The sequence below is a fragment of the Citrobacter sp. Cpo071 genome, assembly GCF_030332765.1.
GTDB lineage: Bacteria > Pseudomonadota > Gammaproteobacteria > Enterobacterales > Enterobacteriaceae > Citrobacter > Citrobacter portucalensis.
The window spans coordinates 1-19,842 of record NZ_JAOWHE010000080.1; the positions used below are offsets into that span (position 1 = coordinate 1).

At 53.9% G+C, this 19,842-nt stretch carries 18 protein-coding genes and 2 tRNA genes; 9 read left to right on the forward strand and 11 right to left on the reverse strand.

The window, feature by feature from the left end:
• Position 1: 1 nt before the first annotated feature.
• From OGY09_RS12090 to mltB, 8 genes are all read right to left on the reverse strand, one after another.
• Positions 2 to 78: transfer RNA gene (locus OGY09_RS12090), tRNA-Arg, on the reverse strand.
• 3 nt (positions 79 to 81) lie between these two features.
• A tRNA-Ser gene (locus OGY09_RS12095) sits at positions 82 to 174 on the reverse strand.
• A 336-nt stretch (positions 175 to 510) separates the two neighbouring features.
• Positions 511 to 696 (reverse strand): carbon storage regulator CsrA, encoded by a 186-nt coding sequence (gene csrA, locus OGY09_RS12100; protein WP_000906486.1) that lies wholly within the window; start codon positions 694 to 696, stop codon positions 511 to 513.
• 238 nt (positions 697 to 934) lie between these two features.
• Positions 935 to 3,562 carry an alanine--tRNA ligase gene (gene alaS / locus OGY09_RS12105; protein ID WP_032944720.1) on the reverse strand — a complete coding sequence of 876 codons (2,628 nt, stop codon included), beginning with the start codon at positions 3,560 to 3,562 and terminating at the stop codon, positions 935 to 937.
• A gap of 128 nt (positions 3,563 to 3,690) precedes the next feature.
• The gene (gene recX / locus OGY09_RS12110; protein WP_032944722.1) at positions 3,691 to 4,191 is read right to left on the reverse strand and encodes a recombination regulator RecX; all 501 of its coding nucleotides are present in this window, start codon (positions 4,189 to 4,191) and stop codon (positions 3,691 to 3,693) included.
• 86 nt (positions 4,192 to 4,277) lie between these two features.
• A complete protein-coding gene (gene recA / locus OGY09_RS12115) occupies positions 4,278 to 5,342 on the reverse strand; it encodes a recombinase RecA (protein WP_003037330.1) in 1,065 nt (354 codons plus the stop codon).
• 92 nt (positions 5,343 to 5,434) lie between these two features.
• Positions 5,435 to 5,932: a nicotinamide-nucleotide amidase gene (gene pncC, locus OGY09_RS12120; protein WP_032944723.1), complete on the reverse strand. Its 498-nt coding sequence runs from the start codon at positions 5,930 to 5,932 to the stop codon at positions 5,435 to 5,437.
• A gap of 191 nt (positions 5,933 to 6,123) precedes the next feature.
• Positions 6,124 to 7,203 (reverse strand): lytic murein transglycosylase B, encoded by a 1,080-nt coding sequence (mltB, locus tag OGY09_RS12125; RefSeq protein ID WP_003037336.1) that lies wholly within the window; start codon positions 7,201 to 7,203, stop codon positions 6,124 to 6,126.
• A gap of 264 nt (positions 7,204 to 7,467) precedes the next feature.
• On the opposite strand from mltB, the gene srlA reads away from it, so the two are divergent.
• From srlA to gutQ, 7 genes are all read left to right on the forward strand, one after another.
• A complete protein-coding gene (gene srlA, locus OGY09_RS12130; RefSeq protein ID WP_003037339.1) occupies positions 7,468 to 8,031 on the forward strand; it encodes a PTS glucitol/sorbitol transporter subunit IIC in 564 nt (187 codons plus the stop codon).
• Positions 8,028 to 8,999 carry a PTS glucitol/sorbitol transporter subunit IIB gene (gene srlE / locus OGY09_RS12135; RefSeq protein WP_032944724.1) on the forward strand — a complete coding sequence of 324 codons (972 nt, stop codon included), beginning with the start codon at positions 8,028 to 8,030 and terminating at the stop codon, positions 8,997 to 8,999. The genes srlA and srlE overlap by 4 nt, the downstream gene beginning before the upstream one ends.
• A gap of 13 nt (positions 9,000 to 9,012) precedes the next feature.
• Entirely contained in the window at positions 9,013 to 9,375 is a 363-nt protein-coding gene (srlB, locus tag OGY09_RS12140) for a PTS glucitol/sorbitol transporter subunit IIA (protein WP_008785621.1), read from the forward strand.
• A 17-nt stretch (positions 9,376 to 9,392) separates the two neighbouring features.
• Positions 9,393 to 10,172 (forward strand): sorbitol-6-phosphate dehydrogenase, encoded by a 780-nt coding sequence (srlD, locus tag OGY09_RS12145; RefSeq protein ID WP_032944727.1) that lies wholly within the window; start codon positions 9,393 to 9,395, stop codon positions 10,170 to 10,172.
• 55 nt (positions 10,173 to 10,227) lie between these two features.
• Positions 10,228 to 10,587 carry a transcriptional regulator GutM gene (gene gutM, locus OGY09_RS12150; RefSeq protein ID WP_008785622.1) on the forward strand — a complete coding sequence of 120 codons (360 nt, stop codon included), beginning with the start codon at positions 10,228 to 10,230 and terminating at the stop codon, positions 10,585 to 10,587.
• 70 nt (positions 10,588 to 10,657) lie between these two features.
• Positions 10,658 to 11,431: a glucitol operon DNA-binding transcriptional repressor SrlR gene (gene srlR / locus OGY09_RS12155; RefSeq protein ID WP_003037350.1), complete on the forward strand. Its 774-nt coding sequence runs from the start codon at positions 10,658 to 10,660 to the stop codon at positions 11,429 to 11,431.
• Complete coding sequence (gene gutQ, locus OGY09_RS12160; RefSeq protein WP_003825938.1) at positions 11,424 to 12,389, forward strand: arabinose-5-phosphate isomerase GutQ; 966 nt, start codon at positions 11,424 to 11,426, stop codon at positions 12,387 to 12,389. The genes srlR and gutQ overlap by 8 nt, the downstream gene beginning before the upstream one ends.
• Here the strand turns inward: gutQ and norR are convergent.
• A complete protein-coding gene (gene norR, locus OGY09_RS12165) occupies positions 12,386 to 13,906 on the reverse strand; it encodes a nitric oxide reductase transcriptional regulator NorR (RefSeq protein ID WP_032944728.1) in 1,521 nt (506 codons plus the stop codon). The two genes, gutQ and norR, sit on opposite strands and share 4 nt — an antisense overlap.
• A gap of 191 nt (positions 13,907 to 14,097) precedes the next feature.
• On the opposite strand from norR, the gene norV reads away from it, so the two are divergent.
• Positions 14,098 to 15,546 carry an anaerobic nitric oxide reductase flavorubredoxin gene (gene norV, locus OGY09_RS12170; protein ID WP_032944730.1) on the forward strand — a complete coding sequence of 483 codons (1,449 nt, stop codon included), beginning with the start codon at positions 14,098 to 14,100 and terminating at the stop codon, positions 15,544 to 15,546.
• Positions 15,543 to 16,676 (forward strand): NADH:flavorubredoxin reductase NorW, encoded by a 1,134-nt coding sequence (gene norW, locus OGY09_RS12175; protein ID WP_032944731.1) that lies wholly within the window; start codon positions 15,543 to 15,545, stop codon positions 16,674 to 16,676. The genes norV and norW overlap by 4 nt, the downstream gene beginning before the upstream one ends.
• A gap of 161 nt (positions 16,677 to 16,837) precedes the next feature.
• Here the strand turns inward: norW and hypF are convergent, their stop codons facing one another.
• Together hypF and hydN are read right to left on the reverse strand one after the other, a co-directional pair.
• On the reverse strand, positions 16,838 to 19,078 hold the full coding sequence (hypF, locus tag OGY09_RS12180; RefSeq protein ID WP_032944732.1) for a carbamoyltransferase HypF: 2,241 nt from the start codon (positions 19,076 to 19,078) through the stop codon (positions 16,838 to 16,840).
• 143 nt (positions 19,079 to 19,221) lie between these two features.
• Positions 19,222 to 19,767, reverse strand: coding sequence for an electron transport protein HydN (hydN, locus tag OGY09_RS12185; RefSeq protein WP_032944734.1), 546 nt, complete (start codon positions 19,765 to 19,767; stop codon positions 19,222 to 19,224).
• Positions 19,768 to 19,842: the final 75 nt, after the last annotated feature.

The following is a 19,842-nucleotide window of genomic DNA, read 5'->3' on the forward strand; positions in this document are numbered from 1 at the left end:
ATGGTGCATCCGGGAGGATTCGAACCTCCGACCGCTCGGTTCGTAGCCGAGTACTCTATCCAGCTGAGCTACGGATGCAAATGGCGGTGAGGCGGGGATTCGAACCCCGGATGCAGCTTTTGACCGCATACTCCCTTAGCAGGGGAGCGCCTTCAGCCTCTCGGCCACCTCACCAACACGCCTCTTGCGAGTGCTTCGAAGAACTTGTTTCTGCTCATCGTCGCTGCGTGGCGCACATATTACTTTCTGGGACTTATAAGTCAAACAATTTTTCCAGAGCTTTTATCGTTTGCACATTTCACGCGCAATTAGTCTGCAAAAACGGCAAAAAGAGTGTTTTATCAACAGATAAATTGGCAATTTCCTGAAGGAGTGAACAAACGGAAACTTCGCAGGAAAAGGCATTACGCGCAGTGGAATCGAAAAAATGGGGAAGACGAAGAAGAAAAGAGAAGAAAAAGAGTAACTCAATCAGGTTGCGCCTCACCAGAAAGGTGAGACGCGAAAACCTTAGTAACTGGACTGCTGGGATTTTTCAGCCTGGATACGCTGGTAGATCTCTTCACGATGGACAGAAACTTCTTTCGGGGCGTTTACGCCAATGCGCACCTGGTTGCCCTTCACCCCTAAAACTGTCACGGTGACCTCATCGCCTATCATGAGGGTCTCACCAACTCGACGAGTCAGAATCAGCATTCTTTGCTCCTTGAAAGATTAAAAGAGTCGGGTCTCTCTGTATCCCGGCATTATCCATCATATAACGCCAAAAAGTAAGCGATGACAAACACCTAAGTGTAAGCAGTCACGGCATCACATTCTGTTAAACCTAAGTTTAGCCGATATACACAACTTCAACCTGACTTTATCGTTGTCGATAGCGTTGATTCAAACGCTGCGGATTGAAGTCCGCAGCGTCGACTTACGCTTATAATTATTACAGTTTTGCGCTGACCCAGCCTTTCACACTGGCTAACGCTGCAGGCAGAGCCGCTGCATCCGTACCACCGGCTTGCGCCATGTCCGGACGACCGCCACCCTTACCGCCGACCTGCTGAGCGACCATTCCAACCAGTTCCCCTGCTTTCACGCGATCTGTCACGTCCTTAGACACACCCGCAATCAGAGAAACCTTACCTTCCACTACCGTTGCCAGAACGATAACGGTAGACCCCAGTTGATTTTTCAGATCATCAACCATGGTACGCAACATTTTCGGCTCAACGTCCGCGAGTTCGCTGACCAGCAGCTTCACGCCGTTGATATCAACCGCTTTGCTGGAAAGATTTGCACTCTCCTGCGCCGCAGCCTGTTCCTTCAATTGCTGCAATTCTTTTTCCAGTTGACGAGTACGCTCCAGCACGGAACGAACTTTGTCACCGATATTCTGGCTATCGCCTTTCAGCAGCTGCGCAACATCGCTTAAGCGATCGCTCTCAGCATGCACGGTTTGGATAGCACCTTCACCGGTTACGGCTTCAATACGACGAACGCCTGCCGCAGTACCTGACTCGGACACAATGCGGAACAGACCGATATCACCCGTACGGCTGGCGTGAGTACCGCCACACAATTCGGTAGAGAAATCACCCATGCTCAGAACGCGCACATGGTCGTCATATTTCTCGCCAAACAGTGCCATTGCGCCTTTGGCTTTTGCCGCTTCGAGATCCATGATGTTCGTTTCAATCGGCAAGTTGCGACGGATTTGCGCGTTCACCAGATCTTCAACGGCACGGATTTCAGCAGGCTTCATTGCTTCGGTATGAGAGAAGTCGAAGCGCAGCAGTTTATCGTTAACCAACGAACCTTTCTGTGCCACATGTGTGCCCAGAACCTGGCGCAGCGCTGCGTGCATCAGGTGCGTTGCGGAGTGGTTCAAACGAATACGCGCACGACGGGCTTCATCCACATCAGCCTGTACCGCATCACCAATTTTCAGAGAACCCGCAGACAGCTTGCCAATGTGACCAATGGCCTGGCCATATTTCTGCGTGTCGCTAACGGCAAACGCGAAGCCTGCGCCTTTCAGCTCACCCTTGTCGCCAACCTGACCACCAGATTCCGCATAGAACGGCGTCTGATCCAGTACGACAACGGCATCCTGACCTGCGTTAATTGCGTCTACCGCTTTACCATCAACAAACAGCGCGGTCACTTTGCCGTTCAGTTCCAGGTGCTCGTAGCCTTTAAATTCAGAGGTGCCATCAACGCGAATCATCGCATTGTAGTCTGCGCCAAAACCGCTAGCTTCACGCGCACGACGGCGCTGTTCTTCCATTGCAGCTTCAAAGCCCGCTTCATCAACCTTAATGTTACGCTCGCGGCAAACGTCTGCCGTCAGGTCAACCGGGAAACCGTAGGTGTCATACAGACGGAATGCAGTTTCGCCATCCAGCGTATCGCCAGACAGTTTTGCCAGTTCTTCGTCCAGCAGCGCCAGACCACGCTCCAGAGTACGCGCAAACTGCTCTTCTTCGGTTTTCAGAACCTGTTCAACCATAACCTGCTGACGCTTCAGTTCTTCACCTGCAGAGCCCATGACGTCCACCAACGGACCAACCAGCTTGTAGAAGAAGGTATCCTTCGCGCCCAGCATGTTGCCATGACGTACCGCGCGACGAATGATACGGCGCAGCACATAGCCACGGTTTTCATTCGACGGCACAACACCATCGGCAATCAGGAATGCACAGGAACGGATATGGTCGGCGATAACGCGCAGAGACTTGTTGCTCAGATCGGTTGCGCCAGTGACTTTCGCCACGGATTCGATCAATGAGCGGAACAGGTCGATTTCATAGTTGGAGTTAACGTGTTGCAGCACGGCCGCAATACGCTCCAGACCCATACCGGTATCCACGGACGGTTTCGGCAGCGGTTCCATGGTGCCGTCAGCCTGACGGTTGAACTGCATGAAGACGATGTTCCAGATCTCAATGTAGCGATCCCCATCTTCTTCTGCGCTTCCCGGAGGTCCACCCCAGATATGGTCGCCGTGGTCGTAGAAAATTTCGGTACATGGACCGCAAGGACCGGTATCACCCATCTGCCAGAAGTTGTCTGAAGCATAAGCCGCACCTTTGTTATCACCGATACGGATGATACGTTCGCGCGGAATACCGACTTCTTTTTCCCAGATTTCATAGGCTTCATCGTCAGTTTCATAGACGGTTACCCACAGACGCTCTTTTGGCAGGGCAAACCAGTTTTCACCGGTCAGCAGTTCCCATGCATATTGAATAGCGTCGTGTTTGAAGTAATCGCCGAAGCTGAAGTTGCCCAGCATTTCGAAGAAAGTGTGGTGACGTGCAGTGTAACCGACGTTTTCCAGGTCATTGTGCTTACCGCCCGCACGTACACAACGCTGCGAGGTGGTTGCGCGGGAATAATTACGCTTGTCGAGGCCAAGGAAAACATCCTTGAACTGGTTCATCCCGGCGTTGGTAAACAACAAAGTAGGGTCATTGTTCGGTACCAGGGAGCTGCTGGCAACTACCTGGTGTCCTTTACTATGGAAAAAATCGAGAAACGCCTGACGGATCTCAGCGGTGCTCTTGCTCATAATTATCCTGAAGAAATCAAGCTAACGAAATGTCATTACCAGCATCGGCACGCAAACTGCGCCTCTGGCAATCGAAAAGTGGGAATAAGATAAGTTTTCTTTACTGGGAAGTAAAATCCCGTATGCGGTCAATCGTCAAAATTTCGCCATATTGCCTGAATATCTTCCATCAGATAGCCGCGATAGAGCAAAAAACGCTGGACCTTTATCTTATCTGAAAAATCGACAGGTAAAGGTTCACCGTACTTCCGAATGGCCTGTTCGCGTGCAAGCACTGCCCAGTCAACTTCGCACTCACGCATGGCCCGCTCGATAGCTTCACGCGCGATCCCTTTTTGGTTTAATTCCTGGCGCACTCGGGCTGGTCCATAACCTTTGCGGCTACGGCTGGCGATAAACTGCTGCACGAAACGATCATCATCCAGATAACGACTTTCAATACACCAGGCGATGACCTTGTCGTAATCCTCCGGCGTGGCATCAATTTCTTCTGGTCCATTTTTCCCCATCACCGGAGCGGCCAGCTTGCGCCGCAGTTCCTGCTCGCTGTGGTCGCGCATCGCCAGAATGCGTACGGCGCGGTCAAGCAGTCGGGAATAAGCGGAACGGCGGGAAGTTGCTTCTGTCATAGTAAGCCTTCAGAAATGAAAAAGGGCTGCATGATATGCAGCCCTTTACTATATGTGATTCACAACATGCGATTCAAAACAGATTATCAGAAATCTTCGTTCGTTTCTTTTACGTCTTCGCCGCTGTCATCAACGGAGAAATCAGGCGTTGAATCCTGGTTATTGAGCAGTAACTCACGCAATTTCTTCTCAATTTCTTTCGCAGTTGCCGGATTTTCTTTCAGCCAGTTGGTCGCATTCGCTTTACCCTGACCGATTTTCTCACCGTTGTAGCTGTACCATGCACCGGCTTTTTCAATCAGCTTCTCTTTCACGCCCAGGTCAACCAGTTCGCCGTAGAAGTTGATGCCTTCACCGTAAAGGATCTGGAATTCAGCCTGTTTGAACGGCGCTGCAATTTTGTTTTTCACAACCTTAACGCGGGTTTCGCTGCCGACCACGTTGTCGCCTTCTTTCACCGCGCCAATACGACGGATGTCCAGACGAACAGACGCATAGAATTTCAGGGCGTTACCACCGGTGGTGGTTTCCGGGTTACCAAACATAACGCCAATCTTCATACGGATCTGGTTGATGAAAATCAGCAGCGTGTTGGACTGCTTCAGGTTACCGGCCAGCTTACGCATCGCCTGGCTCATCATACGCGCCGCAAGGCCCATGTGAGAGTCGCCAATCTCGCCTTCGATTTCTGCCTTCGGCGTCAATGCGGCAACGGAGTCGACAACGATAACGTCAACCGCACCGGAGCGCGCCAGCGCATCACAGATTTCCAGCGCTTGTTCACCGGTATCCGGCTGAGAACACAGCAGGTTGTCGATATCAACGCCAAGCTTACGGGCATAGACCGGATCCAGCGCGTGTTCCGCATCGATAAATGCACAGGTTTTACCTTCACGCTGCGCAGCGGCAATAACCTGCAGGGTCAGCGTTGTTTTACCGGAGGATTCAGGCCCGTAGATTTCGACGATACGGCCCATTGGCAAACCGCCCGCGCCCAATGCGATATCCAGAGAAAGCGAACCGGTGGAGATAGTTTCCACATCCATGGAACGGTCTTCACCCAGGCGCATGATGGAGCCTTTACCGAATTGCTTTTCGATCTGACCCAGCGCTGCAGCCAACGCTTTCTGTTTGTTTTCGTCGATAGCCATTAATTACTCCTGTCATGCCGCTTTCGGGTTAAACCGCGAAACGTGATAGATAATGTTCTGTTGAGGCAATTATACTGTATGCTCATACAGTATCAAGTATTTTGTAGAAATTGTTGCCACAGGGTTTGTAACGCGTAGACGGTCGCCTGTCGACGTACCGCGTCGCGATCGCCGCTGAAGCATTCCCGACGCGTAATCCCCTCGCCGCTCACGCTGGCAAAGGCGAACCATACGGTACCTACGGGCTTTTCTTCACTGCCGCCATCCGGCCCGGCAATACCGCTGATCGAGACCGCGAAATGCGCGCGGGCAGCTTTTAGCGCGCCAATCGCCATCTCCACCACTACAGGCTCGCTCACCGCCCCATGCTGGGCCAGCGTCTCTTCGCGCACGCCTATCATCTGTGCTTTGGCTTCGTTGCTGTAGGTCACAAACCCGCGTTCAAACCAGGCGGAGCTTCCGGCAATATCCGTAACCGCTTTGGCCACCCAGCCGCCGGTGCAGGACTCCGCCGTCGTAACGGTCGCCCCACGCGCTTTCAGCGCCAAGCCAACCTGCTCACTTAACTGCATCAGTTCACTGTCGGTCATTTCAGCCTCTGTCAGTTAAAAAATATGCCGGACAAGATAGCACTTTCATAACCGATGTGGGGATGGAGAGAACGTTTTACGAGGGGGATTCCAAAAATTGCTCCGTTGCATTAATAAGACCTGCCGGATGACAATGTCAGGGCATCTTATCCGGCCTACAAGAGATTTCTTCCTGTAGGCCGGTGGAGCGATTACTGCACGCGCGCCAGCGCGACCGCCTGACCCAACTGCCACACGGCCATCGCGTAGTGGGTACTGTGGTTGTAGCGGGTGATGGTGTAGAAGTTCGGCAGCCCATACCAGTATTGATAGCCGGTACCAATATCCAGGCGCAGCAGGCTGGCCTGCTGATGATTACCCAACGACTGCTGTGGCGTCAGCCCCGCCGCAGCAAGCTGAGAAATGCTGTACTGGGTTTTAAAGCCGTTCGCCAGCCCAGGTGCCTGACCATTTGCCGGCACCGCGACCGTATCGCCTTTCACCCAGCCGTGGCCCTTGAAGTAATTCGCCACGCTACCGATGGCATCAACCGGATCCCACAGGTTAATGTGGCCATCACCATTAAAATCAACGGCATATTGCTTATAGGAAGACGGCATAAACTGGCCGTAGCCCATCGCGCCGGCAAAAGAACCTTTCAAATCGAGCGGATCGTCGCTTTCATCTCGCGCCATCAGCAGGAAGGTTTCCAGTTCACCAGAGAAGTATTCCGCACGACGAGGATAGTTAAACGACAGCGTCGCCAGCGCATCCAGAATCCGCGTTTTACCCATCACGCGGCCCCAACGCGTTTCAACGCCGATAATGCCAACGATAATTTCCGGCGGAACACCATAGACCTGCCACGCGCGGTTCAGCGCATCTTCATATTGATTCCAGAAGGCCACACCATTTTGCACGTTGTCAGGCGTGATGAACTGTTTGCGGTAGCGCAGCCATGCGCCGTTAGGACCGGCTGGCGGTTGAGTCGTCGGTGCCTGGCGGTCCATCAAACGCAATACCGAGTCCAGACGCTTGGCCTGCGACAGGATCTCCTGCAACTGCTGGCGGTCAAAGCCGTGCTTGTTGACCATTTTTTCGATGAACTGCTGCGCGTTCGGATTATTGGCAAAATCACCGCCCGTTTGCATGACGTTGTGCTGTGGCTCAAGCAGGAAGCCGCCGGATGGCGCACCCGTAGTCGTTTGAGTCTCTGAAGGTTTAGGTTTGCTGCTACAGGCAGCGAGCAGTACGAAAAGGGGGAGTAACGCTACATAACGACGCTTGAACATGAGACATCCATTAAACAAATTCAGCCTGGGAGAAGTATGGTAAAGCATCCTCCGGCATACAAGGAAGCGGTAGTCGCTCTCCTTCACAGAATTTACATCCCCTTTCATCTCTGACCTTCACATTTGCGAGCTCTCACGCAATAACTTTCAAATTAAAATATTTATCTTTCATTTTGAGATCAAAATAACACTTTTATATCTTTCAATCTGATTAAAATTAGCCACCGTTTGGCAAGATAACTAAAATCCCTACAGGAGAGAATAATGATCGACACCATCACACTCGGTGCTGAGTGGTTTATCGGGCTGTTCCAGAAAGGCGGAGAAGTGTTTACCGGTATGGTGACCGGTATTCTTCCCCTGCTGATTAGCCTGCTGGTCATCATGAATGCGCTGATTAACTTTATCGGCCAGCAACGTATTGAACGTTTTGCTCAGCGCTGCGCCGGAAATCCACTGTCCCGCTATTTGCTGCTGCCGTGCATCGGCACATTTGTATTTTGTAACCCGATGACGCTGAGTCTGGGTCGCTTTATGCCAGAAAAATACAAGCCCAGCTACTACGCCGCCGCCTCTTACAGTTGCCATTCCATGAACGGCTTATTCCCGCACATCAACCCCGGCGAACTGTTTGTCTATCTGGGGATCGCCAGCGGCCTGACCACGCTGGGGCTTCCGCTTGGCCCACTGGCGGTGAGCTACCTGCTGGTCGGTTTGGTGACTAACTTCTTCCGCGGCTGGGTGACCGATTTCACCACCACTATCTTCGAGAAAAAAATGGGCATTCAACTTGAGCAGAAGGTGCATCTGGCGGGAGCAACATCATGACACGTATTTGTATTGAAAAAGGCACCGGTGGCTGGGGTGGCCCCCTTGAACTGGATGCCATTCCGGGCAAGAAAATTGTCTATATCACCGCAGGAACTCGCCCCGCAATAGTCGACAGGATAGCAAGCCTGACCGGTTGGCAGGCAGTTGATGGCTTCAAAGAAGGCGAGCCGCCGGAGAACGAAATTGGTGTGGCGATCATCGACTGCGGCGGCACGCTGCGCTGTGGGATCTATCCCAAACGCCGTATACCGACGGTGAATATTCACGCTACGGGTAAATCCGGCCCGCTGGCTCAGTACATTGTCGAAGATATCTATGTCTCTGGCGTGAAAGAAGAAAACATCACGATTGTCGGCGAGGCATCCGCTGCGCCGCAACCTGCAAGCAGCACTATCGGTCGCGATTACGACACCAGTAAAAAGATTACCGAACAAAGCGACGGCCTGTTGGCAAAAGTGGGAATGGGCATGGGTTCAGCCGTTGCGGTTCTGTTCCAGTCCGGACGTGACACCATCGATACCGTACTGAAAACTATTCTGCCATTTATGGCGTTCGTCTCGGCACTGATCGGCATCATTATGGCTTCGGGTCTGGGAGACTGGATTGCCCATGGACTCGCGCCGCTGGCCAGCCATCCGTTGGGACTGGTTACTCTGGCGCTGATCTGCTCTTTCCCGCTGCTGTCGCCTTTCCTCGGCCCCGGTGCGGTTATCGCCCAGGTTATCGGCGTGCTGATCGGTGTACAGATTGGTCTGGGGAACATTCCTCCGCATCTTGCACTACCTGCCCTGTTCGCCATTAACGCCCAGGCTGCATGTGACTTTATTCCGGTTGGGTTGTCGCTGGCCGAAGCGCGTCAGGACACTGTTCGCGTCGGCGTGCCATCCGTACTGGTGAGCCGTTTTCTGACCGGCGCGCCTACCGTTCTCATCGCCTGGTTTGTTTCTGGCTTTATTTACCAATAAGGGGCACTCAAAAATGACCGTAATTTATCAAACCACCATTACCCGTATCGGCCAAAGCGCCCCAGATGCACTGTGCGACCAGATGCTGATTACCTTTCGTGAAGGCGCGCCAGCGGATATCGAAGAGTTTTGTTTCATCCATTGCCACGGGGACCTGAACGGCTCTTTACAAGCAGGGATCCAGTTTGAACTGGGCCAGCACCACTACCCGGTCACCGCCGTTGGCAGCGTGGCGGAACAAAACTTACGTGAACTCGGGCATATCACCCTGCGCTTTGACGGGCAGAGCGAAGCGGAATTCCCCGGCACTGTACACGTTGCGGGCCCCGTCCCGGACGGTATCACCCCGGGCTGTATTTTGAAGTTTGTTGCTTAAGATTGAAGGAGATAAAAATGAATCAGGTTGCCGTTGTCATTGGTGGAGGCCAGACCCTGGGGGCATTCCTTTGCCGTGGGCTTGCGACAGAAGGATATCGCGTCGCGGTGGTGGATATTCAAAGTGATAAAGCTGCCAACGTCGCGCAAGAAATTAACGCCGAGTTTGGCGAAGGTACCGCGTACGGTTTTGGCGCAGATGCCACCAGCGAACAGAGCGTGCTGGCGCTGTCGCGCGGAGTGGATGAAATATTCGGTCGTGTCGATCTGCTGGTTTACAGCGCGGGTATCGCTAAAGCCGCTTTTATCAGCGACTTTCAGCTTGGGGATTTCGACCGCTCGCTGCAGGTCAATCTGGTCGGCTACTTCCTCTGTGCTCGTGAATTTTCACGCCTGATGATCCGCGATGACGTGCAGGGACGCATTATCCAGATCAACTCAAAATCAGGGAAAGTGGGCAGCAAACACAATTCAGGCTACAGCGCGGCAAAATTTGGCGGCGTGGGCTTAACCCAGTCGCTGGCGCTGGATCTGGCGGAGTACGGGATCACCGTACATTCGCTGATGCTCGGCAACCTACTGAAATCACCAATGTTTCAGTCGTTATTACCGCAATATGCGACCAAGCTGGGCCTTAAGCCAGATGAGGTGGAGCAGTACTACATTGATAAGGTTCCGCTTAAACGCGGCTGCGATTATCAGGACGTACTGAACATGCTGCTGTTTTACGCCAGTCCAAAAGCCTCTTACTGCACCGGGCAGTCCATCAACGTGACCGGCGGTCAGGTGATGTTTTAATGTTGAATTGCCGGATGGCGGCTGCGCTTATCCGGCAAAATCAAAGGAGTACATAATGGTTTCCGCACTGATTACCGTCGCCGCTATCGCCTGGTGCCTGCAACTGGCGCTTGGTGGCTGGCAAATATCCCGCTTTAACCGGGCGTTTGATCAACTCTGCCAGCAAGGTCGGGTTGGTGTTGGTCGCTCCGGTGGGCGTTTTAAACCGCGCGTGGTGGTAGCCATTGCGCTGGATGAGCAGCAACGGGTGACCGACACGTTATTTATGAAAGGTCTTACGGTATTCGCCCGACCAGGCAAAATTGCCACGATAATGGGCAAACATCTTGATGATTTACAGCCTGATGTGATCTTTCCCCATGATCCGTTATCACAGAATGCACTATCATTGGCGCTTAAACTGAAACATGGGTAATTTCGTTGTGAATGCTAATAGCTTGCGAAATTATCATTTTGCAACTTATTAAGTCAGGGTAATCACGCCTATGAAACCTCGTCAGCGTCAGGCTGCCATACTGGAGCATCTGCAAAAGCAGGGCAAATGCTCGGTTGAAGAACTGGCCCACTACTTTGACACGACCGGCACGACCATTCGCAAAGACCTGGTCATTCTGGAAAATGCCGGAACCGTCATTCGTACCTATGGCGGTGTGGTATTAAATAAAGACGAATCCGACCCGCCAATCGATCACAAAACGCTAATCAATACGCATAAAAAAGAGCAGATTGCCGAAGCCGCCGTCCGTTTTATACACGATGGCGACTCTATTATTCTGGATGCGGGTAGCACCGTACTGCAGATGGTGCCGATGCTCACGCGCTTTAGCAACATCACCGTCATGACCAACAGTCTGCACATTGTTAACGCCCTTTCGGAGCTGGACAACGAGCAAACTATCCTGATGCCCGGCGGGACCTTTCGCAAAAAATCTGCGTCATTTCACGGTCAGCTGGCAGAAAACGCCTTTGAGCAGTTCAGCTTTGATAAACTCTTCATGGGCACCGACGGCATTGACCTTAATGCCGGCGTGACCACCTTTAATGAGGTGTTTAGCGTCAGTAAAGCGATGTGCAATGCCGCTCGCGAAGTGATTCTGATGGCTGACTCGTCAAAATTTGGGCGCAAAAGCCCTAATGTTGTATGCAGTCTGGAAAGCGTCGACAAGCTGATTACCGATGCGGGCATCGACCCTGCGTTTCGTCAGGCGCTGGAAGCAAAAGGGATTGAAGTGATCATAACCGGAGAAACCAATGAGTGATGCACTACTGAACGCGGGCCGTCAGACGTTAATGCTGGAACTACAGGAAGCCAGCCGACTGCCAGAACGCCTGGGCGATGATTTTGTCCGCGCCGCCAATACGATTATCCACTGTGAAGGCAAAGTCATTGTCTCCGGTATTGGTAAATCAGGTCATATTGGCAAAAAAATTGCGGCGACCCTCGCCAGTACCGGCACGCCCGCCTTTTTTGTGCATCCGGCGGAAGCGCTGCACGGCGACTTAGGGATGATCGAAAGCCGTGATGTCATGCTGTTTATCTCCTACTCCGGCGGTGCGAAAGAGCTGGATCTCATCATCCCACGCCTGGAAGACAAATCCGTCGCACTGCTGGCAATGACCGGAAAACCGACCTCACCGTTGGGTCTGGCAGCCAAAGCCGTGCTGGATATTTCCGTTGAGCGCGAAGCCTGTCCGATGCGCCTGGCACCGACGTCCAGCACCGTAAATACGTTGATGATGGGCGACGCGCTGGCGATCGCCGTAATGCAGGCGCGCGGCTTTAACGAAGAAGATTTTGCCCGCTCACATCCGGCAGGTGCGCTGGGCGCTCGTCTGTTAAATAAAGTGCATCATCTGATGCGCCGTGACGATGCCATACCTCAGGTGAAGCTCACCACCAGCGTTATGGACGCGATGCTGGAACTCAGCCGCACGGGTCTTGGCCTGGTCGCGGTCTGCGACGACCAGTCACTGGTGAAAGGGGTCTTTACCGACGGTGACCTGCGCCGCTGGCTGGTTGGCGGCGGAGCGCTCACCACCCAGGTTAGCGAAGCTATGACTCAGAATGGAATTACGCTGCAGGCGCAGAGCCGCGCGATTGACGCCAAAGAGATCCTGATGAAGCGTAAAATCACTGCCGCACCGGTGGTCGATGAAAACGGTAAACTCACCGGTGCTATCAACCTGCAGGATTTCTATCAGGCCGGTATTATCTAATCCTTCAGACCCAGACGTTTCGCCAGCCGGTGCAGGTTGGCAACGTCTGTTTCCAGCGCCCGCGCACTTGCCGCCCAACTGTGATTATTTTGCGCCAGTGCCCGGCGGATCATCTCCCGCTGGAACGACTCTGTTGCTTCACGCAGATTGTGATGTTGCGGGATCTCCGCAACAACTTCCGCCGCCTGCGGAGCCGGACCTTCATCCTGCAAGGCAAAATGCTGCGCCTCCAGCACCACTTCATCCCCTGCCCTGGTAGCCCTGGCCAGAACAACCGCCCGGTGAATGGCATGTTCCAGCTCGCGCACGTTTCCGGGCCAGCCGTAATTCAGCAGATGACTACGCGCTCCGGGGCTTAGCACCACGCGGGAAAGACCCAGCCGTAGTCGGCATTGCTCGCAAAAATAGCCGGCCAGCAGCACCACATCTTCGCCGCGCTCACGAAGAGGCGGTACAGAAAGGGGGAAAACGCTCAGACGGTGGAACAAATCCGCGCGGAAATTCCCGGCCAGCACCTCTTCGCGTAAATCACGGTTCGTCGCCGCCAGCACCCGCACATCCACGCGCAGGCTGCGATCGTCACCCACGCGCTGAATATCGCCGTACTGCAATACGCGCAGCAGCTTAGCCTGTAGCGCCAGCGAGAGTTCGCCTATCTCGTCGAGAAACAGCGTCCCATTGTCGGCCATTTCAAACTTACCGCTACGATTGCTGATAGCCCCGGTAAATGCACCTTTTACGTGACCAAACAGCTCACTTTCGGCTACGGTTTCCGGCAACGCCGCGCAGTTCAGATACACCAGTGGATTCACCGCGCGCGGCGAACCTTCATGGATAGCTTTAGCCACCAGCTCCTTCCCGGTTCCTGTTTCGCCGCTAATCAGCACGTTGAGATCGGACCCCGCCACAATCTCAATTTCTTTTTTCAACTGCATCATATTGGGCGACAGGCCAATCATCTGGGTTTCCGTCACCTGCTCAAAGTTGGTTGACAAACCTGGCAGCATATTCTGGCTTTCCAGTTGTTCAATCAGCAGCGCATTGCTCAGCGCACCCGCCGCCAGCGCGGCAATCAGCCTAAGTTCCTCATCGCTGAAAACATCGAACTGATCGGGCTCCATGCCATCCAGGGTTAACGCACCAATCAAATTTTGACCGGCGAACAACGGCAGCCCAATACAGGCATGCACCTTCAGACTCTCCTGCCCCGGAATCAGACCATCATATGGGTCTGGCAAATCGCTGTCGGCAGGGAAACGAACCACGTCTCCGGCGCGGGCAATCGCCTCCAGACGCGGATGCCCTTCCAGAGTAAAGCGTCTGCCGAGAACATCCTGCGCCAGCCCATCGATCGCCAGCGGAATAAACTGTCGCGACTCATAGCGCAGCAGTGCCGACGCGTCGCACTCCAGCACCTGACGCAAAGTGGTTATCAGACGTTGAAAACGGTCCTGATGTCCAATACCGCTTTGTAATTCAATGGCGATGCCCGCCAGCACGTCTACGGAAAAGCTCATGACTACCTCATTGTCATTTTGACAATTCATATTGTCATATTGACAATAAAATGAATAGTCATTTTGACTACCACTTAATAAGCAGGAAACAATAAAACCATTAAAATCAAAAAGATAAAAAGCTGGCACGCAACCTGCAATAAGCAAAACATCTTTTTTAGAAAAACGCTGAATTAATTACTGAGGTTGCTATGTCTATTCTGGTTAAAAATAACATTCATTGGGTTGGCCAACGTGACTGGGAAGTTCGTGATTTCCACGGGACTGAATACAAAACGCTGCGCGGCAGCAGCTACAACAGCTATCTCATCCGTGAAGAAAAAAATGTCCTGATCGATACAGTAGACCACAAGTTTAGCCGTGAATTCGTGCAGAACCTGCGCAGTGAAATTGACCTCGCGGATATCGACTACATCATCATTAACCACGCGGAAGAAGACCATGCAGGGGCGCTGACTGAGCTGATGTCCTACATCCCGGACACGCCGATTTACTGCACAGCCAACGCCATTGACTCCATCAACGGGCATCACCATCACCCGGAGTGGAACTTTAACGTGGTGAAAACCGGTGATTCACTGGACATTGGTAACGGCAAACAGCTGATCTTCGTTGAAACGCCAATGCTGCACTGGCCTGACAGCATGATGACCTACATGACCGGCGACGCGGTGCTGTTCAGTAACGACGCCTTCGGTCAGCACTACTGCGACGAACGTCTGTTTAACGACGAAGTTGACCAGACCGAACTGTTCGAACAGTGCCAGCGTTACTACGCCAACATTCTGACGCCGTTCAGCCGTCTGGTTACACCGAAAATTACTGAGATCCTCGGCTTCAACCTGCCTGTCGATATGATTGCTACTTCCCACGGCGTGGTATGGCGCGACAACCCGACGCAAATCGTGGAAATGTATCTGAAATGGGCGGCGGATTATCAGGAAGACCGCATCACCATTTTCTACGACACCATGTCCAACAACACCCGCATGATGGCGGACGCCATAGCCCAGGGCATCAACGAAGTTGACCCGAACGTGGCGGTGAAAATCTTTAACGTCGCCCGTAGCGATAAGAACGAAGTTCTGACTAACGTCTTCCGCTCTAAAGGCGTGCTGGTCGGTACTTCGACGATGAACAACGTGATGATGCCAAAAATCGCCGGTTTGGTGGAAGAGATGACCGGCCTGCGTTTTCGTAACAAACGCGCCAGCGCCTTTGGCTCACACGGCTGGAGCGGCGGCGCAGTAGACCGTTTGTCTACGCGTTTGCAGGATGCTGGTTTCGAAATGTCGCTGAGCCTGAAAGCGAAATGGCGTCCGGACCTGGATGCGCTGGAACTATGCCGCCAGCACGGCCGTGAAATCGCGCGTCAGTGGGCGCTTGCTCCACTGCCGGAAACAACCGTAAAAGCCGCATCCAAAGAAGAAGAATGCGCTTGCGCCGCTGCGGCTGCCGCCGATCTTGGCCCTAGCATGCAGTGCAGCGTGTGCCAGTGGATTTACGACCCGGCAAAAGGTGAACCGCTGCAGGATGTTGCGCCGGGAACGCCGTGGAGCGACGTGCCTGACAACTTCCTGTGCCCGGAATGTTCATTAGGTAAAGACGTCTTCGACGTCCTGGCAACGGAGGCAAAATGAGCCGCGGAATTGTCATTATTGGTTCGGGCTTCGCCGCCCGCCAGTTAGTCAAAAATATCCGTAAGCAGGATGCAAATGTCCCGCTGACCCTGATTGCTGCGGACAGCATGGATGAGTACAACAAGCCCGATCTCAGCCATGTTATCAGTCAGTCACAGCGTGCAGACGACCTCACCCGCCAGTCGGCGGGGGAGTTTGCCGAACAGTTTAATTTGCGTCTGTTTCCGCACACCTGGGTAACCGACATCGATGCTGATGCCCACGTAGTGAAAAGCCAGGATCAGCAGTGGCAGTACGACAAACTGGTGCTGGCGACAGGCGCGTCAGCCTTTGTACCGCCGGTTACCGGACGTGAGTTAATGCTCACATTGAACAGCCAACAAGAGTATCGCGCTTGTGAAACACAGCTGCGTGATGCCCAGCGGGTACTGATTGTCGGCGGCGGCTTGATTGGCAGTGAACTGGCGATGGATTTCTGCCGTGCCGGTAAAGCGGTAACGCTTATCGACAACGCCGCCAGCATTCTGGCTTCGCTGATGCCGCCGGAAGTCAGCAGTCGCTTACAGCATCGTCTGACCGATATGGGCGTACACCTGCTGTTGAAATCACAGCTTCAGGGGCTGGAGAAAACGGCGTCAGGTATTTGTGCCACGCTCGATCGTAGCCGCAGCGTAGAAGTCGATGCGGTGATCGCCGCCACCGGCTTACGCCCGGAGACCGCACTGGCGCGTCGTGCCGGATTGAACATCAATCGTGGCGTCTGCGTCGATAGCTACCTGCAAACCAGCCACCCGGACATTTATGCTCTCGGCGACTGTGCGGAGATTAACGGTCAGGTGCTCCCTTTCCTGCAGCCGATTCAGCTGAGCGCCATGTATCTGGCGAAAAACCTGCTCGGCGGCAATGCGCCATTGAAACTGCCAGCCATGCTGGTAAAAGTCAAAACGCCAGAACTGCCTCTGCATTTGGCCGGGGAAACCCAGCGCCGCGATCTAAACTGGCACATCGCCGCCGAAGCGCAGGGAATGGTTGCCAGAGGGATGAACGACGAAGGCCAGCTGTGTGCGTTTGTCGTCAGTGAAGACCGCATGAAAGAGGCCTTTGCGCTGCTGAAAACGTTGCCCGTGTAAGTCTGTGATGCCGGATGGCGCCGCTTCGCGTCTTATCCGGCCTACGACTTTGCCCGGCAACGCTGCTACTGATTTATTAACCTCACGCACATGGATGTGCGTTGCCACTTGTCGGTATGCCCCGACATGTTTTCCTTGCCCCGCCAGTCCCGGGGCTTTTTTTATTTTTTCGCCAACTCTCGCGCTGCGGCAATCACGCCCTGCCCCAATGACAACCCGCCGTCGCCCGCCGGTAAACGCTGCGGGAACAGTAAGGTAAAATCACGCAGATAAAACGCCAGACGGGCCGACAATAAGCGGTTATGCATCACGCCACCGCTAAATACTAACGTCTTAATCCCGCGCGCTTCGGCCTGCATTCGCATCAGAGTGGCAAACCCACGCGCCAGCGCGTCGTGAAACGCCCACGCCCTTTCTGCTGGTTTGGCCTGCCAGTTCAGCCATTGCTGCCAAAAAACTGCTAAGTCCAGCTGATTGTCATCAAGCGGCACCGTGACTGGGTGATCAACGCCATCACATTGCGATGCCATCGCCTCAAGCGCACAGGCCGCTTCACCTTCATAACTCAATGATTCCGGTGCACATTGCAACGCGGCGGCAACGGCATCAAACAGTCGTCCGCACGATGACGCCAGCGGAGCGTTAATTCCCCGTTCAATAGCGCGCGCCAGCACGTTCCAGTTTTGATGTTGCAGCACCGATGTTTCCGGATAACGCTGCCAGTCAGGAACAAAACGCAGGCACTGCGCGAGCAGATTACGCCACGGCTGTTTTGCCGCCAGATCGCCGCCCGCCAGCGCTACCGCCGGTAAGCCGCCAAGGTATTCGCATTCACGATAGTTAACCCGCAAACACTCTCCACCCCACAGCGCGCCGTTTTCCCCCATACCGATACCGTCTAGCGTCAGGGCAATCACATCACCGCCATTGAGCGGCCAGCCGTGCTCCGCAAGACACGCAGCGGCATGCGCATGGTGATGCAGCACCGTTTCAGTTGGCAGCTCCATTTCACTGGCCCACTGGCTGGAAACATAGCCAGGGTGTGCATCATGCACGATACGCTGCGGCGTAAAGTCATAAATGTTCTGGATCAGGCGTAGCGCATCACGCCACTGTTGCTGAATACCGTCATCGCTAAGATCGCCCAAATGCTGGCTGATAACCGCCTGCTCGCCGCGCACCAGACAGAAAGTATTTTTCAGATCAGCACCTAAGCACAGCATCGGCGGCACGTCGCGAAATCCTGGTGGTAGTGCGACCGCATCCGGCACATAACCCCGGGAACGACGCAGCATTTCCCCACTGTCGCGCACCACGGAGTCATCCATCCGCTGCACAATTTCGCGATTATGCAGCAGGAAACCGTCGGCAATGTCGTGTAAATCTTCCAGCGCCTGGGCGTTGGTAATGGCCGGAGGCCTGCCGCTGAGGTTGCCAGAGGTCATCACCAGCGGACAATTCATCTCTTGTAAGAGTAAATGCTGTAACGGATTCGCTGGCAGCATGACGCCAACCTCCGTTAACCCCGGCGCAATGCCCTCGCTCAATGCAGCGACATAGCGTTTCTGCACCAGCACGATCGGCGCAGCAGGGGTAGTCAGCAAACGACGAGCGGGTTCAGGCAATCCCTCATCAGAGGGCAGCATCACTGCCAGAGGTTTCGCCGGACGGTGTTTGCGCAGCCTGAGTAGCGCTACGGCGTTATCATTTCGCGCATCGCACACCAGATGAAACCCACCAATGCCTTTAACCGCCACAATACCGCCTGCTTTCAGCCGCGATACCGCCGCCTGCAGCGCCTCTTCTTTCTCCGCCCGCTCCCCCGCACAGAACCACTCCAGATGAGGGCCGCATGCCGGACAAGCCACTGGCTGGGCGTGGAAGCGACGGTCGTACGGATCGCGATACTCTTTGTCACATTGCGCGCAGAGTGGGAATGACGCCATTACGGTAAACGGACGATCGTAGGGCATCGCGCGGATAATCGTAAAACGCGGACCACAGTGGGTGCAGTTGATAAAGGGGTATCGGTAACGACGTTCGCCGGGGGTGTTCATTTCTACAAGGCATTCGGGACAGGTCGCGGCGTCCGGAACGATTTGCGTATTCATCGTACCGCCAGCACTTTGACGAATCGAGAAATCGGCAGGCTGCTGCGTCCAGGCGAATGGTTCACTCTCAACGCTGTCAATGCGCGCCAGCGGTGGGCAGTGTTGATGCAACTGCGCAATAAACTCCGCCGGATCTTCCTGTAAGCGCACAACCACTCCGTCACCGTCGTTACACACATCGCCATGCAGTTGTAAGCGCTGCGCCAGTTGCCAGACGTAGGGGCGAAATCCGACGCCCTGTACTTTGCCGCGAATACGCAGCTGTACGCCGGAGTGGTTGTTTATTGTCATTAAGTCGTTCCCGCAGTCATCTATCCCGGTTTGCCTGATGGCGCTACGCTTATCAGGCCTACGTGGATGCGAACAGTAGGCCGGATAAGGCAAAGCCGCCATCCGGCATAAGTACTACCGTATTTTACGCGGATTTTCAGATATCAGAACAGCAAAGATGCGGTGGAATCCAGCGCGGCGCGACGACGTTTTTCCGCGCTCAGTTGCTCAAGCTTATTGCGATCCACATATATCAGCGCGTGAGTCGGGCACACTTCCATACAGGCAGGACCGGCCTCACGGTGGTAGCACAGGTCGCACTTATTGGCTTCAGCTTTTTCTGCACGGACGTTCAGACCTGCGCCGCTGTTACGCACGACCGGACGCACGACCACTTCCATTGCGCCGTAAGGACAAGCCACAACGCAGGTTTTACAGCCAATGCAACGTTCCTGCATTACATGAACAAAACCTTTATCACGGCTGATCGCACCGTTCGGACAGACGTTAGCGCACGGCGCGTCTTCGCACTGGCGGCACAGCGTCGCCGTGGAGACATTAACGCCTTTGATGACGTGAATGCGGGGTAAAAAGGTTTCAGGGGTCAGCGATGCGCAATCCTGGTTATCCTGATGGGATACCACGCAGGCCACTTCACAGGTACGGCAACCAATGCATTTATTGGCGTCTGCAATGATGAAACGGTTCATCAATTTCTCCAGCAATGACAGAATATCTGCCGAAGCATACACAAATCGTGCCAGAATTTAATATACTGTTATTAA

Coding starts and splice junctions, on each gene's coding strand:
- srlA (WP_003037339.1), top strand. CDS start 7,468: ATGATCGACACCATCACACTCGGTGCTGAGTGGTTTATCGGGCTGTTC.
- norV (WP_032944730.1), top strand. CDS start 14,098: ATGTCTATTCTGGTTAAAAATAACATTCATTGGGTTGGCCAACGTGAC.
- gutM (WP_008785622.1), top strand. CDS start 10,228: ATGGTTTCCGCACTGATTACCGTCGCCGCTATCGCCTGGTGCCTGCAA.
- srlR (WP_003037350.1), top strand. CDS start 10,658: ATGAAACCTCGTCAGCGTCAGGCTGCCATACTGGAGCATCTGCAAAAG.
- pncC (WP_032944723.1), bottom strand. CDS start 5,932: ATGACCGACAGTGAACTGATGCAGTTAAGTGAGCAGGTTGGCTTGGCG.
- srlB (WP_008785621.1), top strand. CDS start 9,013: ATGACCGTAATTTATCAAACCACCATTACCCGTATCGGCCAAAGCGCC.
- alaS (WP_032944720.1), bottom strand. CDS start 3,562: ATGAGCAAGAGCACCGCTGAGATCCGTCAGGCGTTTCTCGATTTTTTC.
- recA (WP_003037330.1), bottom strand. CDS start 5,342: ATGGCTATCGACGAAAACAAACAGAAAGCGTTGGCTGCAGCGCTGGGT.
- srlD (WP_032944727.1), top strand. CDS start 9,393: ATGAATCAGGTTGCCGTTGTCATTGGTGGAGGCCAGACCCTGGGGGCA.
- gutQ (WP_003825938.1), top strand. CDS start 11,424: ATGAGTGATGCACTACTGAACGCGGGCCGTCAGACGTTAATGCTGGAA.
- norW (WP_032944731.1), top strand. CDS start 15,543: ATGAGCCGCGGAATTGTCATTATTGGTTCGGGCTTCGCCGCCCGCCAG.
- recX (WP_032944722.1), bottom strand. CDS start 4,191: ATGACAGAAGCAACTTCCCGCCGTTCCGCTTATTCCCGACTGCTTGAC.
- hydN (WP_032944734.1), bottom strand. CDS start 19,767: ATGAACCGTTTCATCATTGCAGACGCCAATAAATGCATTGGTTGCCGT.
- srlE (WP_032944724.1), top strand. CDS start 8,028: ATGACACGTATTTGTATTGAAAAAGGCACCGGTGGCTGGGGTGGCCCC.
- csrA (WP_000906486.1), bottom strand. CDS start 696: ATGCTGATTCTGACTCGTCGAGTTGGTGAGACCCTCATGATAGGCGAT.
- mltB (WP_003037336.1), bottom strand. CDS start 7,203: ATGTTCAAGCGTCGTTATGTAGCGTTACTCCCCCTTTTCGTACTGCTC.
- norR (WP_032944728.1), bottom strand. CDS start 13,906: ATGAGCTTTTCCGTAGACGTGCTGGCGGGCATCGCCATTGAATTACAA.
- hypF (WP_032944732.1), bottom strand. CDS start 19,078: ATGACAATAAACAACCACTCCGGCGTACAGCTGCGTATTCGCGGCAAA.